Raw genomic sequence first — 15,921 nt, 5'->3', positions numbered from 1 at the left:
GCTTACCGGATCACGTGCAGGTTCAGGCGTTGGGTAAACTCGGTGCCATCATCGGCAAACGCCTTCAGACGCACGTTCCATTTGCCGCCGCTCAACTGCAGCGGCGCGACATAGGCTTCGCCGTCAAAGCTGAACTCGGGCGCGACATCCTCGGCAATCTCGGTAGGCCGGCCCACCGTCGCCTGCAGCTTTGCCGCGCGCACCGGGCGCCCCTGCCGGTCGGTGATCCGCAGGGTGATATGGCCGTCCACCTCATCGGCCCGAACGGTCCAGCCCAGAGCTTCCTGCGCGGCCTTGCGCTTGTTGAATTCCTGGCTGGCGACATAGGAATTCTTAACCTCGAGCCCCGGGAAGGTCTTCACCGCCTTGACCGCGAGGAGCACATTGACCGAGATGATCACCCCGAAAGCCGCGACGAAGCCTATCAGCACATGTTTACCGGTGATTTCCTTGACCATCAGTTTGCCCTTCCGTTGAACACCGTGTCTTTGTAGGCGCGTTCGCCACTGGCAGTGTCTTCGACCCAGAAACGGAATTCCACCCGTTCGCTTTCCGCCGGTTCAGACCCTTTCGGCGCGATCACGTAAACCCGTTGCAGATAGGTGCTGTCGGCCGGCACCTTGACCGAAGAATAAGGCGTGCCTTCCAACTGCACCCGCAGCGCCGGATCGCCCTTCAGAGAGATATAGAACGGCCGGTCCTCGCCATGCTTGTTGCGCAGCCGCACGTCATAGGTGTTGCGGATCGATCCGTCGGACAGGGTCACGAAGGTCGGGTTGCGGACCGGCGCGACGGTCAGGTCGATATCCGAGCGGATGAACAGCGCCACCACAAGGCCGACGCCGACCAGCGCCCACAGCGTCGTATACATGATGGTGCGCGGGCGCAGGATATGCTTCCACACGCTCTTGACCGGCTTGCCGGAACGTTCCGACGCTTCGTCGGTCAGCGCCATGTAATCGATCAGGCCGCGCGGCTTGCCGACCTTGTCCATTATTTCGTCGCAGGCATCGATGCACAGCCCGCAGGTGATGCATTCCAGCTGCTGACCGTCGCGGATGTCGATCCCCATCGGACAGACATTGACGCAGGCCATGCAGTCGATGCAATCGCCCAACTTTTCCGCGCCTTCCGCCTTGCGGTGCTTGCCGCGCGGTTCGCCGCGCCAGCTGCGATAACCGATGGTGATGGTATCCTCATCCATCATCGCGGCCTGGATCCGCGGCCAGGGGCAGGCATAGATGCAGATCTGTTCGCGCGCGAAACCGCCAAACAGGAAGGTCGTGGCGGTCAGCACCAGCACGGTCGTATAGGCGACCGGGTGCGCGTTCAGCGTGACCAGATCGACCAGCAGCGTCGGCGCGTCGGTGAAATAGAACACCCAGGCGCCGCCGGTGGCCAGCGCGATCAGAAACCACGCCACCCATTTGGTGACCCGCAGACGGGCCTTGCGAAAATCCCATTTCTTCTGCCGGTGCAGACGCAGACGCGCATTGCGGTCGCCTTCGATCCAGCGTTCGACCAGGATGAACAGGTCGGTCCAGACCGTTTGCGGACAGGCATAGCCGCACCAGATCCGCCCGAGCGCCGAGGTGAACAGGAACAATCCCAGCCCCGCCATCACCAGAAGCCCGGCGATGAAATAGAATTCATGCGGCCAGATTTCGATCCAGAAGAAGAAGAACCGGCGATTGGCTAAGTCCACCAGGACCGCCTGATCAGGTAGTTGCGGCCCGCGATCCCACCGAATCCAGGGCGTCAGGTAATAGATGCCCAGCATCACCGCCATCAGGACCCATTTTAGATTTCTGAACTTGCCTTTTACGCGTCGCGGGAAAATCGGTTCGCGGGCGGCGTAAAGACTTGGCGCTTCGGGTTCGGTTTGGGACACGGAATCACTCCGACTATTTCTGAATTTTTCGGCCTCTTCTCACAGGCTTCAGGGGGTGCGGCATTGACCTGCATCAAAATGTTAATTTCAAAATATCTATTTTCACCGCTGGCCAATTAACCATTTCGTGAACGCGCGCATGGCGGGCCGCTGCACCCCGGGCCGGGTAACGATGTAATACCCCTTCTTGCGGTCGTCCTGAAACAGCACACGCAGCCGACCGGCGGCAATGTCGGCTTCGACAAAGGCGCGCGCCAGAACCGCCGCCCCGCGCCCGGCGCGGGCCTCTTCCATCACCAGGTTGCCGGGCAACGACGTCATGCCCGACGCGGGCGGCTCCTCCACGCCTTGCTGGCGCAACCAGTCGCTGCTTTCGTGGGTCCCCAGTTCCTGCAACCAGGGCAGCCGCGCCAGTTCCGCGGGGGTCAGTGGCCCGTCCTTCGGCACAAGTTCGGGCGCCGCCACGACGACGATGGGGGATTCGACCAGCAGGCTGGCCTCCAGCCCCGGCCAGTTCCCAACGCCATAGCGCAGCGCCACATCGATACCCCCCGGTCGCAGCGGCTTCACCTCGGCTGTGGGATCTATCATCAGGCTGACTTCGGGATGTTTCTGCCGGAAATCGGCCAGCCGCGGCATCAGCCAGCCCGAAGCGAAGGCCGGCGTGGTGGAAATCTGCACCGGACGCTCGGCCTCTGCCCCGGTCAGGGCATCGGTCATCTGCGCGATCTCGCCCAAGCTGCGCTCCAGCGTGATGGCCAGTTGGAACCCCGCATCTGTCAGCACCGGCTTGCGCGGTCTGCGGTCCAGAAGCGGCAGGCCCAGATGCGACTCGAGCGCCTTGATCTGCTGGCTGATCGCCGCGTGACTGACATTCAGCAGCGTTCCGGCCGCGGCCATGCTGCCGGCCTGATGAAAGGCGGCGAAGGCGCGCAAGGCGTTCAAGGGCGGCAGGCGGGTCAGGTTCATTCGTAAATTATACTTACGATAACGGAAAATTACCAGAGTCGCCGAAACCACCGTACCTGCCTATTTTAAGGCATGGTTTTCGGCAATGGAGATTGAAATGCTTACAATACTTGCTAATTCCTTCATGGTTGCCACCGGAAACAACACGGTGGACCGGGACACTGAAGCTCACCCTTCCACTTACGAACGGTGTATCAAATCCGCACCGGGCACCCCGAACCCGGCGTGCCGCGACTGCGCCGCTTCGGGACAGTCGACTGGGGAAACTTTGACCGTTTGAACCCCGCCATGTCATAGTCGGACTCCCTGCGAGGAGACCAGCGTGGGCCACCGGCCCACGCGCATGACATGGGGGGAAGGTTTTGACCGAAACCGCCAATCACGACCGAACGAAGCTGACATCGTCGGAAATCACCGCCGTCGCGCATCTCTATCGCGGCGAGGTCTATCGCAGCACGATCTGGCGCACCCGGCTGGACACGACGACAAACTGGGCGGTGGTTACGCTGGGGGTGGCCTTGTCGATTTCCTTCGCTTCGCCCGATGCCTCGCCGCTGCCACTGGTGCTGGTCGGCGTTCTGGTCATCTTCTTCCTGATGCAGGAAGCCCGGCGCTATCGCTATTTCAACGTCTGGCGCGCGCGCTGCCGCTGGATGGAAACCCATTTCTACGCCCCGATGCTGGACGAAGGCGATCTGCACCTCGAAGACAACTGGCAGAAAACGCTGGCCAATGATTACCTGCACCCGCGGTACCACGTGTCCCTGATGACCGCGATCGGGCGGCGCATCAGGCGTAACTATCTGTGGATCCTGATGATTCAGTCGTTGGCCTATGCCGGCAAGCTGGCGGTGCATCCGGCCCCGGTCGAAAGCCTGGAACAGGCCTTCCGGCGCGCCGATGTCGGCCCCCTGCCCGGTGAATTCATCGTTGGCGCCGGCATCTTCTACATCAGCACCTGGATCGCCATCGCGATCTGGAGCCACTTCCACGACGACCGCCGTGCCCGGTTGCGGAAAACCGACAGCTCGATGGGTTGATTTCTAACCGGTTTGGGAAATAAATGGCACCGGCCTTCCAGGAAACGCGCGAACAGGACGGAAGGACCGGTGCCAAACCCGGGGCGTCGGGAAACGCCTCGGGTATTCTTTTAGGCGATGTTACTCGCCGCCACCCAGCTGGTGGACATAGGTTGCCACGGCGCGAATCTGCGCTTCGGACAGGCGGGAATCCCAGTTGGGCATAACGCCGAAACGGGAATTCACGACGGTTTCCTTGATGGTGTCGAAGTCACCGCCATAGAGCCAGATCGCGTCGGTCAGGTTCGGAGCACCCTGCGCCCGGTCGCCAGTGCCGTCTTCGGCATGGCAGGCCGCACAGTTTTCCTCGAACACGACCGCGCCGTCCGCCACTTGCGCGGCATCCATCGGATCCCCCGACAGCGACATGACGTAATTCACCACCTGGTCGATCTGCGCGGATTCAAGCAGTTCGTCCTTGCCGAAGGCCGGCATCTGCGAGAACCGGGCATCATCCGATGTTTCGTTGCGGATGCCGTAGGACACGGTTTCGTGGATGGCTTCGATGTCGCCGCCCCACAGCCAATCGTCGTCCAGCAGGTTGGGATATCCCTTGGCGCCGGCGGCACCCGATCCGTGGCACTGGGCGCACCAGGTCTTGAACACCGCGGCCCCGGCCGACACGGCATAGCCGCTCAACTCGGGATCATCGGCGATCTCGGTCAGCTCGGCCGAAGCCAGCTTTTCGTTGATCGGGCCCAGCTTGGCCTCCTGCGCGGCGATTTCTTCGGCCACGTCAGCACGGGTCGACCAGCCGAGGAAACCGGCGGTCGCACCCTTGATCCCCGGCCAGGCCGGATAGGCAAAGGAATAGATCACGGCCCAGAAGATACAGGCGTAGAAGGTCCACAGCCACCAGCGCGGAAGCGGGTTGTTAAGTTCCTCGATACCGTCCCATTCGTGGCCGGTGGTGCCGACCTCTTGTTTTTGGTTTGGTTTCTTAGCCATTTCCTCACGCCTCCTTGGCGTCACCGCGCGGGGCGGGTTTGTCTTCGTGACGGAAAGGGATGTCCGCGACATCGCGGTAGGTCTTGCTGCTTCCCGGGCGCATCACAAACAGGATGACACCGATGAAGAAGCCAAACAAAGCCAACAGCACCCAGCTATCCGCGAACTCTCTGAGCAGGGAATAGGTTTCCATCATTCCCTCCTTACCGGCTTGCATCCGGGGTGAAGGTCGAGAAGTCGACCAGCGTCCCCAGCATCTGCAGATAGGCGATCAGAGCATCCGCTTCCGAAATACCCGGCTGACCGTCGAAGTTGCGCACCTGTACGCTGTCTTCGCCATAGCGTTCCAGCAGACCGTCGTAATCGCTGTCCGGGTCCGCTTGGGCGGCGAAATCGGCCTGTGCGTTTTCGACCATGTCATCGGTGTAGGGCACCCCGACGAGCTTGTTCGTCGCGACGACGTCACCGATATACTTGCCGTCAATCATCCGGTCTTCGAGGAAGCCGTACTTCGGCATAACCGATTCCGGCACAACCGACTGCGGATTGCGCAGGTGGTCGACATGCCATTCATCCGAATAGCGGCCGCCGACGCGGGCCAGGTCGGGCCCGGTCCGCTTCGATCCCCACTGGAACGGGTGATCGTATTGCGATTCAGCCGCCAGCGAATAGTGGCCATAGCGTTCCACTTCGTCACGCATCGGACGGATCATCTGGCTGTGGCAGACATAGCAGCCTTCGCGGATATAGATGTCACGCCCGGCCAGTTCCAGCGGGGTGTAGGGGCGCATGCCCTCTACATCCTCAATGGTGTTTTCCAGCCAGAACAGCGGTGCGATCTGCACGATGCCGCCAATGGTCACGACCAGGAAAGCGAAGATTGCGAGAAGTGTGATATTCTTCTCGAGGATGGTGTGTTTATCGAGAATTGCCATCTCTTCATCCCTCCTTATTCAGCCGGGACCAGTTGGTTCGTGGCTTCCACAGCCGGCGAACGCTTAACGGTCATCCAAAGGTTGTAGCACATGATGATCGAGCCGGTGAGGTAGAGCAGGCCACCAACGCCACGCACCACATACATCGGGAACTTCGCGGCCACGGTGTCGGCGAACGAGTTCACGAGGAAACCGTTTGCATCCACTTCGCGCCACATCAGGCCTTCCATGATACCGGTCACCCACATCGCTGCCGCGTAAAGGATGATACCGATCGTGGCGAGCCAGAAGTGCCAGGACACCATGCTCAGGCTGTAGATCCGTTCACGGTTCCACAGTTTCGGCACCAGGAAGTAAAGCGCGCCGAAGGTGATCATGCCGTTCCAGCCCAGAGCGCCGGAATGGACGTGACCGATGGTCCAGTCGGTGTAGTGCGACAGCGAGTTCACCGCGCGGATCGACATCATCGGACCCTCGAATGTCGACATGCCGTAGAACCCGATCGAGATCACCATCATCCGGATGACCGGATCGGTGCGCAGCTTGTCCCAGGCGCCCGACAGGGTCATCAGACCGTTGATCATGCCACCCCAGGAGGGCATCCACAGCACGATCGAGAACACCATGCCCAGCGTCGATGCCCAGTCAGGCAGCGCGGTATAGTGCAGGTGGTGCGGACCGGCCCAGATATAGATGAAGATCAGCGCCCAGAAGTGGATGATCGACAGCTTGTAGGAATAGACCGGGCGTTCGGCCTGTTTCGGCACGAAGTAGTACATCATGCCCAGGAACCCCGCGGTCAGGAAGAAGCCGACGGCGTTGTGGCCGTACCACCACTGGGTCATTGCGTCCTGCACCCCCGAGAAGACCTGAACCGACTTCGATCCGAAGACCGAGACCGGGATCGCCAGGTTGTTCACGACATGCAGCATCGCGACGGTGATGATGAAGGACAGGTAGAACCAGTTCGCCACGTAGATGTGGGGTTCCTTCCGCTTGACGATGGTGCCGACGAAAACGGCGAGATAGGCGACCCAGACAATGGTCAGCCACCAGTCAACATACCATTCCGGTTCGGCATATTCCTTCGACTGGGTTGCTCCCAGAAGATAGCCGCTCGCGGCCAGCACGATCACCAGCTGGTAGCCCCAGAACACGAACCACGCGAGGTTGCCGCCCCACAGGCGTGCCGCAGATGTCCGCTGAACCACGTAGAACGAGGTAGCGATCAGCGCGTTGCCCCCGAACGCGAAAATCACCGCCGACGTGTGCAGCGGGCGCATGCGGCCGAAATTGACAAGGCCCTCGGCCCATTCGAAGTTGAGCATCGGGAAGGCCAGCTGGAATGCGATAGTCACCCCGACCAGGAACCCGACGACACCCCAGAGTGCGGTGGCGATCACGCCATAGCGGACCACGCCATCCATATATTCCCCGGAAACATTCCTGCCCGCCGGTTCGTCCGTGCGTCGCAGGATGAATATAAAGGCCACAAACGAGAACAGCGCGATTTCCAGCGCGTTCACCGTATAGGCCAGATCGCGTCCGTAATTGGCCGCGATCAACGCCAGAAGCGTGACCAGACCAAGCGCGATCAGCTTGATATAGTTAACCATTTTTCGTCCCTTCGTCTCTGACCCGCACGATTCGGATGCCGCGCGGGCGGTTCCAGACTGGGCGTTTAATGCGCCTGGGGGGCAAGAACTACCTTGATCTGCATCAAAACCCGGTTCGCCTTTTTGTCACGCCCATCGGATTTTTATTGACCCGTATCAAAGTCGTATCGAAATGCCGCCCGTAATGTGCCCTTCATGCGGTCCTGAACCAAAGAGGGAAATTATGGCCTATAAAACATTATTCTCGGTGCTGACCGATCCAGACCTCGTAGAGCCCGTGCTCGAGAAGGGAATCGCTCTCGCCAATGCGTGTGATGCCCATCTCGACGTCCTCTGCCTCGGTGTGGACCGGACCCAAACCGGGTATTACTACGCCGGCGCGAACGCGATGGTGCTGCAGGAAACGATCACCCGGGCCCATGAAGAGGCCAAGGAAGTCGAAGACAAGGTGAAGGAAAGGCTGACGAAAAGCGGCATCCGCTGGAACACGGAAATGGGCGTGGCGCAGCTGGCCGATATCGGGCGTCACGTCGCCGCCCATGCACGGTTCTCCGACATGGCGGTGCTGCCGCAACCCTATGGTGAAAACCGCGGTGCCGAACTGGAACCGATCGTCGAGGCGGCCATGTTCGACGGCAAGGTTCCAGCGATGGTACTGCCGGTGGATGGCGGCAATGTTGACGATCCCAAGCGGATCATCATTGCCTGGAACGAAAGCAACGAGGCGATGGCGGCGGTGCGCGCCGCCCTGCCGATCCTCGAAAACGCGGAATCAGTGCGTGTCGTGGTCATCGACCCGCCCACCCACGGACCAAATCGTTCCGATCCCGGCGGCCTGCTGTCGCAATTCCTCGCGCGCCACGGCGTCCGGACGGAAATCGACGTGCTGTCGAAAACCCTGCCGCGGATTTCCGATGTCATTCTGCGGCACGCGACCGATACCGGCGCGGACATGGTGGTGATGGGGGCTTATGGCCATTCGCGGTTCCGCGAAGCGATCATGGGCGGTGCCACCCGCGACATGCTGGAAAAGGCGCAGCTTCCGGTCTTCATGGCGCACTGAGATCAGCGCGTCGAAAACCGGAACGAAAAAGAAAAAGGCGGGTCCGGGCCCGCCTTTGTTTCGTTCGGATGTTGCAGCCCAGACGCTTCAGGTCAGGCGAACATGCCGCCGTCGCTGTCATCACCCGCTTCTTCCATCAAGCGGCTGACATCAGGCACCGTCACATGGCGCTTACCTTCAAGCAGGATCACCCCGTCACGCTTGAGCGCCGAAATCTGCCGGCTGACCGTTTCCAGGGTCAGGCCCAGATAATCGGCCATCGCCTCACGCGTCAGCGGCAGGTCGAAGACCAGCGCGCCCTCGGTCGGGCGCAGGTGCAGCGTGGCATCGCGCCGGGCGATGATCGACAGCAGGCTGGCGATCTTTTCGCGCGCGTTCTTGCGCCCCAGAACCAGCATCCATTCGCGTGCCGCATCCAGTTCGTCCAGCGTCATCTCGAGCAGCCGCTGCGCGATATGCGGCGTCCGCTCCATCAGCTGTTCGAACGGTTTCTTGCGGAAGCAGCACATCACCATGTCGGTGGTCGCCACCACGTCGTAGGCGGATCCTTCGCGCCCGGGGCGGCCGACGAAATCGCTGGGAAGAAGCAGCCCCACCATCTGGGTGCGCCCGTCTTCCATCGTCTGGGTCAGCGTGGCGATGCCGGACACCACCGAACCGACGAAATCCATCTTGTCACCGGACCAGATCACGGTCTGACCCGCCTGGAAGTTCCGGTAATACTTTACCTCTTCCAGTTGTTCCAGTTCCTCGGCTTCACAACGTGCGCAAACCGCACGATGGCGGATCGGGCAATCCTCGCAATCATGAGGGCTTTTCAGTTTCTCGTCTTGCATCATACTGGACCGCCGCGCGCTTGATCTGGGTCAAAGTTTACCCATCCTGTTTCTACTAGAGGCTAGGGCCATGGAAACGAAAACGCAACTTGCAAAACTGGGACTGTTTGACGCGAAAGTACCGCGCTACACCAGCTACCCAACTGCACCCCATTTCTCGGGCGACACCTCTCCCTCTGATTTTTCCAATTGGATCAAAGGCGTAAAACCTAAATCAGAGATATCTCTTTACGTCCATGTGCCGTTTTGCCGCCGTCTCTGCTGGTTCTGTGCCTGCCGGACTCAGGGCACCCAGAGCGAAGCCCCGATCATCGCCTACCTGGAAACGCTGAAGGCCGAACTGGCGATGCTGAAGGGGATTCTCCCCGAGGGTGTCAAACTGTCGCGCCTGCACTGGGGCGGGGGCACGCCGACCTTGCTGTCGCCGGGCATGATGACCGATCTGGCCGGCGCGATCGCCGATGTCGCCCCCTTCGCCGAAGATGCCGAGTTTTCGGTCGAAATCGACCCGAACGAAATCGATGACGCCCGGCTCGGCGCGCTGGCCGCGGCGGGGATGAACCGGGCCTCGATCGGGGTGCAGGATTTCGACGACGAGATTCAGCGCACCATCGGGCGTTTGCAGGGCTATGACGTCACCCGCGACGCTGTCGAAGCGATCCGGTCGCATGGCGTCTACAGCCTGAACGCCGACATTCTTTACGGCCTGCCGTATCAGTCGAACGAACGGATCACCGAAAGCGTGCAGAAGCTTCTGTCGCTCAGCCCCGACCGCGTGGCACTTTACGGTTATGCCCATGTGCCCTGGATGGCCAAGCGGCAACAGATGATCCCGTCCGAGGCGCTGCCCACGCCGGAAGAACGGCTCGACCTGTTCGAGACCGCGCGGCGCCTGTTCCTGTGGGATGATTACGCCGAAATCGGCATCGACCATTTCGCGACCAAGAGCGACGGCCTGGCGATTGCCCAGAAAGCCGGAAAGCTGCGGCGCAACTTCCAGGGCTATACCGACGATCAGTCCGACGTGCTGATTGGCGTCGGCGCATCGTCGATTTCCCGTTTCCCGCAAGGGTATGCGCAGAACAACCCGTCGACTGGCGGCCATACAGCGGCGATCCGTGACGGGCAGTTTTCGACTTCGCGCGGTCACAAGTTCAGCGCCGAGGACAAGCTGCGCGGCCGGATCATCGAAATGCTGATGTGCGATTTCACCGTTCACACCGATGAATTGCTCGATCGCTTCGATGTCAGCCGCGAAACGCTGGAAGCCATGTTCGCGGTCGCCGATGAGGCTTTCGCAGGCATCTTGGAACGCGACGGGCCGGATCTCGTCATCCCGCCCGAAGCGCGCCCGCTGACCCGGATGATCGCGCGCAGCTTCGACGCCTATGACCTGTCCAGGGCCGGGCACAGCGCGGCGATCTGACCCGGTTCAAAGGGGCGAAATCCGCATCGGATTTCGCGGCGTTTTCCGTCTCAGAAAACGCCGCCCTTGCTGCTAGGATGCGCCATGCGGATCGCGACCTTCAACCTTCAAAACATGCGCCTGCGCGGCAACCACCTGGATGGCGCGCGGGACGGTGACGTGCCGCAGGATCGCGGCCCGCAGGCCGAGGCGCTCGATCCCGCCGACCGTGCCCTGACCGCGCAGGTCATCCGCGAAGCCGATGCCGATGTGATCGCGGTGCAGGAGGTTTTCGATCAGGCCACGCTGGATCATTTCAACGCGTACGACCTCGCGCCGCTCGGCGCCGACTATCCGTACCGTATCTGCCTGCCGGGCAATGACGGGCGCGGATTGGACGTCGGCATCATGTCACGCATCGAACCGGCACGGGCGCAATCGCACGCGCAGCTGACGCCCGCCGACCTGGACCTGCATTTCGACCAGTTGCCGGACGATCAGCCGATATTCCGCCGCGACGTCCTGCAGACCGAAATCGGTCCGCTGACGCTGTTCATCTGCCATTTCAAGGCCCCGTACCCCGACACTGATCTGGTCCGGGCGATCCGGCGGGCCGAGGCGCGCGCTCTGCAAATGCTGGTCGAACGCGCCTTTCCCGATCCCGCACAAGGGCTTTGGATGATCCTCGGCGATCTGAACGAACCGGCCCGCAATGAAAACCACGCGGCGGCGATCGAACCGCTGCGCGGCGGCTTCGCCACCGACCTGCTGGACCGCATCCCGCGCGAAGACCGCTGGTCCTGGCACAACCCGTTCGAACATCTCTACGGCCATCCCGACGCCATGTTGGCCAGCCCGGCCCTGGCCCGGCGCTGGCCCGATGCGGTGCCCCGGATCATCCGCAGCGGCATGGGGCTGGAAACCCGCCGCAACCAAGGCCCGCATCTGCCCAGCGTCGGGTATCACCGCCCCCATGCCAGCGATCACGCAGCGGTGGTGGTGGAGCTGGAAGGGATCTGAGCCGGCCATAGTGCACTGTCCCGGCGGCCTGACGGCCTTGTTCCGGGCCGTTTTTTAATGCGGCCATTTCCCTAGCGGCTGGAATCCACCGCGGCCGCCAGCAGCGTCCTTGCATAGTCCGTTTGCGGATTGTCGAACAGCGCCTGTGCCGGTCCTGCCTCGACCACGTCGCCCTGTTTCATCACGATCATCTTGTGACTCATCGCGCGCACCACGTTCAGGTCGTGGCTGATGAACAGATAGGCCAGCCCGTGCTTTTCCTGCAGCTGCCGCAGCAGATCGACGATCTGCACCTGCACGGTCATGTCCAACGCGCTGGTGGGTTCGTCCAGCACCAGAAGCCGGGGCCGAAGGATCATCGCGCGGGCAATCGCGATGCGCTGGCGCTGACCGCCGGAAAATTCATGCGGATAGCGATGCATCGTGGCGGGATCGAGCCCCACTTCCGCCATCACTTCCGACACCATGTCGCGGCGGTTCCGGCCCGGATCGACGCCGTGCACGCCCAGACCTTCGGCAATGATCTGTTCGCAGGTCATCCGCGGCGACAGGCTGCCGAACGGGTCCTGGAACACGATCTGCATTTCCTTGCGCAGGGCGCGTAATTGCTTCGTCGACCAGCCGCGCACGTCCTGACCGTCGAAGGTGATGCCGCCCTCGGACCCGATCAGCCGCATGATCGCCAGCGCCAGCGTGGTCTTTCCCGACCCGCTTTCGCCGACGATGCCCAGCGTTTCGCCTTCGCGCACGCTGATCGTGGCGTCGTTCACCGCCTTCACGTAGCCGACCGTTTTCTTGAAAAAACCCTTCTGGATCGGGAACCAGACCCGCAGACCATCGGTCTTCACCAGTTCCTTCGCGTTCTCCGGCACCGCCACCGGCTGGCCCGACGGCCGGGCCGACAACAGCTTTCTGGTATAGGGATGCTGCGGATCATCGAAAATCTCGACCGTGGGACCGGATTCGACGATCTCGCCATCCTTCATCACGCAGACCTTGTCGGCAATCCGCCGCACGATGCCCAGATCGTGGGTGATGAACAACAGCCCCATGTCCTCGGTCTGCTTCAACTCGGCCAGCAGTTCGAGGATCTGCGCCTGAATCGTCACATCGAGCGCCGTGGTGGGTTCGTCGGCGATCAGGATATCGGGTTTGTTGGCCAGCGCCATGGCGATCATCACCCTCTGCCGCTGCCCGCCGGACAGCTGATGCGGATAGGCCCCAAGGCGGCTTTCTGCATCGCGGATGCCGACCTTCTGCAGCAGCTCCAGAATCCGAACGCGCGCTTTGTCGCCCACCACCGACTGGTGCAGCGCCAGCGATTCCGTCAACTGCCGTTCGATCGTGTGCAGCGGGTTCAGCGACGTCATCGGTTCCTGGAAGATGAAGCTGATATCGTTGCCCCGCACCCGGCGCAGCAACCGGTCCGGCGCAGCGATCATTTGCTGCCCATCATAGGTGACCGACCCGCCGACCTGTGCCACGTCGCCCAAGAGCGACACGGTGGACAGCGCCGTGACCGATTTTCCCGATCCGGATTCGCCCACCAGCGCGACGGTTTCGCCCCGGTCGACGCTGAACGACACGCCCTTGACCGCCACGTTGGTCTTGCCGTCCTGGCGGAAGCTGACGGTCAGGTCCTTGACCTCAAGAATGCTCATAAAGACCTCATCGCATTCAGCATGATCACGCCCCAGATCGCGCCACCGATTGTGAAGAATATCCCGAACCAGCCCAGCGGGCGGGCCTGCCAACGCATCAGGACGGCATAGAGCACCGACAACGCCACCGGACCAAAGGGCACCGCCCAGACCCACAGCAGCTTGCCAAAGCTACTCGCGGACAAATCGGCTGCCAGAAGCCCGAACGCGATCCAGCCCAGCATGATGACGGACACGGCGACCGCCGTTCCGCTCAGCCCGTTCAGGGTACATTGCCATTTGGAGGTACAGACGGGCGCACTCATTGAAACGTCTTCCTCGGATCAAACGCATCCCGCACGCCCTCAAAAATAAACACCAGCAGCGACAGCATCACGGCGAACACGGTGAAGGCGGTGAAGGCAAGCCACGGCGCCTGCAGGTTCTGTTTCGCCTGAAGGGTCAGTTCGCCCAAGGAGGGCGCCGAGGACGGCAGGCCAAAGCCGAGGAAATCGAGGCCGGCGAGCGTGGCGATGGTGCCGGTTACGATGAAGGGCAGCATGGTCAGTGTCGCCACCATCGCGTTGGGCAGCATGTGGCGGAACATGATCACCCGGTTCGACACGCCAAGGGCCTTGGCCGCGCGCACGTATTCCAGGTTCCGCGCGCGCAGGAATTCGGCCCGCACCACGCCGACCAGCGCGGTCCATCCGAACAGCACGGTGATCAGCACCAGAAGCCAGAAACCACGGCCCAGGATCGCGAACAGGATGATGATGACGTAAAGCGCCGGCGTCGCGCTCCAGATCTCGATCAGACGCTGGAAAATCAGGTCGAGCCAGCCGCCGAAATACCCCTGCAACGCGCCGGCGACGATGCCCACCACGCTGGCCAGCGAGGTGACGATCAGGGTGAACAGGATCGACAGCCGGAAGCCATAGATCACACGCGCCACCACGTCGCGCTTGGTATCGTCGGTGCCTAGCCAGTTCATCTCGTTCGGCGGCAGGGGCGCCGCACCGGGCCGGTCCACCGTGGTCTGGTAACTGTAGGGGATCGGCGGCCACAGCGCCCAGCCGCGTTCAAACCCATCGGCCGCGAAGGTCCCTGCCGCGATCGCCTCGATCATGCCATCGGGATCGTCGAAACAGTCTTCCAGGCCGCCCGACGCGATCAGGCACTGCACCTCGGGGTCGCGATAGGCCGCTTCGGTCTGGAAATCGCCGCCGAAGGCGGTTTCGGGATAGAAGCGGAAAATCGGCGCATAGAAATCGCCGCGATATTTCACCAGGATCGGTTTGTCATTGGCGATGAATTCGGCAAACAGCGACAGGCCGAACAGGATCGCGAACACGATCAGCGACCAGAAGGCGCGGCGGTTGCGCTTGAAATTGTTCCAGCGGCGTTGATTGAGCGGGGACAATGCCATCAGCCTTCCCTCTTCTCGAAATCGATGCGCGGATCGACAAAGACATACATCAGGTCCGACAGGATCCCGACCACCAGACCGATCAAGCCGAAGATGAACAGCGTGCCGAAGATCACCGGGTAATCGCGGGCCACCGCCGCCTCGAATCCCAGACGGCCCAGCCCGTCGAGGCTGAAGATCGTTTCGATGATCAGCGATCCGCCGAAGAACACACCGATGAACACCGCAGGGAAGCCCGCAATCACGATCAGCATCGCATTGCGGAACACATGACCGTAAAGCACCCGCCGTTCGGTCAAGCCCTTGGCGCGGGCGGTCATGACATAGTGTTTCTTGATCTCGTCGAGGAAGCTGTTCTTGGTCAGCAGCGTCAGCGTCGCAAAAGCCGCGATGGTCGAGGCGAAAACCGGCAGCGCAATATGCCAGAAATAGTCGATCACCTTACCGACGACCGAAAGCTGGTCCCAGTTGTCCGAGGTCAGCCCCCTGAGCGGGAAGACCTGCCAGTAACTGCCGCCCGCGAACAGCACCAGAAGCAGGATCGCGAACAGGAAGCCTGGGATCGCATAGGCGACGATGATCACCCCGCTGGTCCAGGTATCAAACCGCCCGCCATCCTGCACCGCCTTGCGGATGCCAAGCGGGATCGAAATGGCATAGGCGATCAGGGTCGACCACAGGCCCAGCGTGATCGACACCGGCATCTTTTCCAGCACCAGATCGGTCACGCTGATCGACCGGAAATAGCTTTCGCCGAAATCCAGCCGCATATAATTCCACATCATGTTGAAGAACCGCTGCAGCGGCGGCTTGTCGAAACCGAATTCCTTTTCCAGTTCGGCGATGAATTCCGGCGGCAACCCGCGCGCGCCGGCATATTCGCTATCCGATGCAGCGGCGCCCGTGCCTGCCCCGGCATCACCGCCCCCGGCAATGCCTTCGAAAACGTCGCCCTGTCCCCGGACCTGGGCGATGATCTGTTCGACCGGTCCGCCCGGCACGAACTGCACCAGCGTGAAGTTGATCACCATGATCCCGATCAGCGTCGGAATCACCAGCAACAGGCGGCGAAGAATATAGGCTCCCATGT

At 61.6% G+C, this 15,921-nt stretch carries 16 protein-coding genes; 4 read left to right on the top strand and 12 right to left on the bottom strand.

All coding sequences use genetic code 11. The features are described from left to right. Positions 1-2 precede the first annotated feature (2 nt). From IT775_RS13685 to IT775_RS13675, 3 genes are all read right to left on the bottom strand, one after another. On the bottom strand, positions 3-458 hold the full coding sequence (locus IT775_RS13685; protein ID WP_212701679.1) for a FixH family protein: 456 nt from the start codon (positions 456-458) through the stop codon (positions 3-5). Then, positions 458-1,891, bottom strand: a complete 1,434-nt coding sequence (gene ccoG, locus IT775_RS13680) for a cytochrome c oxidase accessory protein CcoG (RefSeq protein WP_212701678.1) — start codon at positions 1,889-1,891, stop codon at positions 458-460. Before ccoG ends, IT775_RS13685 begins: the two co-directional genes overlap by 1 nt. A 102-nt stretch (positions 1,892-1,993) precedes the next feature. Next, entirely contained in the window at positions 1,994-2,860 is an 867-nt protein-coding gene (locus IT775_RS13675; protein WP_212701677.1) for a LysR family transcriptional regulator, read from the bottom strand. A gap of 362 nt (positions 2,861-3,222) precedes the next feature. Between IT775_RS13675 and IT775_RS13670 the strand changes: the two genes are divergently transcribed. Next, positions 3,223-3,900 (top strand): DUF2270 domain-containing protein, encoded by a 678-nt coding sequence (locus tag IT775_RS13670; RefSeq protein ID WP_218958619.1) that lies wholly within the window; start codon positions 3,223-3,225, stop codon positions 3,898-3,900. 120 nt (positions 3,901-4,020) lie between these two features. Here IT775_RS13670 and ccoP read toward each other — a convergent pair whose 3' ends face one another. Genes ccoP through ccoN form a run of 4 tightly spaced genes read right to left on the bottom strand, consistent with a single transcriptional unit; the run spans position 4,021 to position 7,438 of the window. Continuing rightward, positions 4,021-4,887 (bottom strand): cytochrome-c oxidase, cbb3-type subunit III, encoded by an 867-nt coding sequence (gene ccoP / locus IT775_RS13665; RefSeq protein WP_212701676.1) that lies wholly within the window; start codon positions 4,885-4,887, stop codon positions 4,021-4,023. Between the two features lie 4 nt (positions 4,888-4,891). Next, positions 4,892-5,080: a cbb3-type cytochrome c oxidase subunit 3 gene (locus IT775_RS13660; protein ID WP_212701675.1), complete on the bottom strand. Its 189-nt coding sequence runs from the start codon at positions 5,078-5,080 to the stop codon at positions 4,892-4,894. Positions 5,081-5,090: 10 nt separating this feature from the next. After that, positions 5,091-5,822 (bottom strand): cytochrome-c oxidase, cbb3-type subunit II, encoded by a 732-nt coding sequence (ccoO, locus tag IT775_RS13655; RefSeq protein ID WP_212701674.1) that lies wholly within the window; start codon positions 5,820-5,822, stop codon positions 5,091-5,093. Positions 5,823-5,836: 14 nt separating this feature from the next. Further along, entirely contained in the window at positions 5,837-7,438 is a 1,602-nt protein-coding gene (gene ccoN / locus IT775_RS13650; RefSeq protein ID WP_212701673.1) for a cytochrome-c oxidase, cbb3-type subunit I, read from the bottom strand. Between the two features lie 223 nt (positions 7,439-7,661). Between ccoN and IT775_RS13645 the strand changes: the two genes are divergently transcribed. Beyond that, the gene (locus tag IT775_RS13645; RefSeq protein ID WP_212701672.1) at positions 7,662-8,501 is read left to right on the top strand and encodes a universal stress protein; all 840 of its coding nucleotides are present in this window, start codon (positions 7,662-7,664) and stop codon (positions 8,499-8,501) included. Positions 8,502-8,593: 92 nt separating this feature from the next. Here IT775_RS13645 and fnrL read toward each other — a convergent pair whose 3' ends face one another. Beyond that, positions 8,594-9,337, bottom strand: a complete 744-nt coding sequence (fnrL, locus tag IT775_RS13640; protein WP_373050237.1) for a transcriptional regulator FnrL — start codon at positions 9,335-9,337, stop codon at positions 8,594-8,596. Positions 9,338-9,407: 70 nt separating this feature from the next. Here fnrL and hemN point away from each other — a divergent pair, with 70 nt between their 5' ends. Together hemN and IT775_RS13630 are read left to right on the top strand one after the other, a co-directional pair. Then, positions 9,408-10,763 (top strand): oxygen-independent coproporphyrinogen III oxidase, encoded by a 1,356-nt coding sequence (hemN, locus tag IT775_RS13635; protein WP_212701670.1) that lies wholly within the window; start codon positions 9,408-9,410, stop codon positions 10,761-10,763. Between the two features lie 84 nt (positions 10,764-10,847). Then, positions 10,848-11,762, top strand: coding sequence for an endonuclease/exonuclease/phosphatase family protein (locus IT775_RS13630; RefSeq protein WP_212701669.1), 915 nt, complete (start codon positions 10,848-10,850; stop codon positions 11,760-11,762). 71 nt (positions 11,763-11,833) lie between these two features. Here the strand turns inward: IT775_RS13630 and IT775_RS13625 are convergent, their stop codons facing one another. Genes IT775_RS13625 through IT775_RS13610 form a run of 4 tightly spaced genes read right to left on the bottom strand, consistent with a single transcriptional unit; the run spans position 11,834 to position 15,919 of the window. Beyond that, complete coding sequence (locus IT775_RS13625; RefSeq protein WP_212701668.1) at positions 11,834-13,423, bottom strand: ABC transporter ATP-binding protein; 1,590 nt, start codon at positions 13,421-13,423, stop codon at positions 11,834-11,836. Continuing rightward, entirely contained in the window at positions 13,420-13,728 is a 309-nt protein-coding gene (locus IT775_RS13620; protein ID WP_212701667.1) for a hypothetical protein, read from the bottom strand. Before IT775_RS13620 ends, IT775_RS13625 begins: the two co-directional genes overlap by 4 nt. After that, positions 13,725-14,831: an ABC transporter permease gene (locus IT775_RS13615; protein ID WP_212701666.1), complete on the bottom strand. Its 1,107-nt coding sequence runs from the start codon at positions 14,829-14,831 to the stop codon at positions 13,725-13,727. Before IT775_RS13615 ends, IT775_RS13620 begins: the two co-directional genes overlap by 4 nt. Continuing rightward, positions 14,831-15,919, bottom strand: a complete 1,089-nt coding sequence (locus IT775_RS13610) for a microcin C ABC transporter permease YejB (RefSeq protein WP_212701665.1) — start codon at positions 15,917-15,919, stop codon at positions 14,831-14,833. The genes IT775_RS13615 and IT775_RS13610 overlap by 1 nt, the downstream gene beginning before the upstream one ends. Positions 15,920-15,921 lie beyond the last annotated feature (2 nt).

Origin of the sequence: Thalassovita aquimarina, from assembly GCF_018219815.1 — a bacterium.
GTDB classification, from domain to species: Bacteria; Pseudomonadota; Alphaproteobacteria; order Rhodobacterales; family Rhodobacteraceae; genus Thalassobius; species Thalassobius aquimarinus.
Note: the sequence above shows the minus strand (reverse complement) of the source record. Positions and strands in the feature narration are given on the sequence as shown.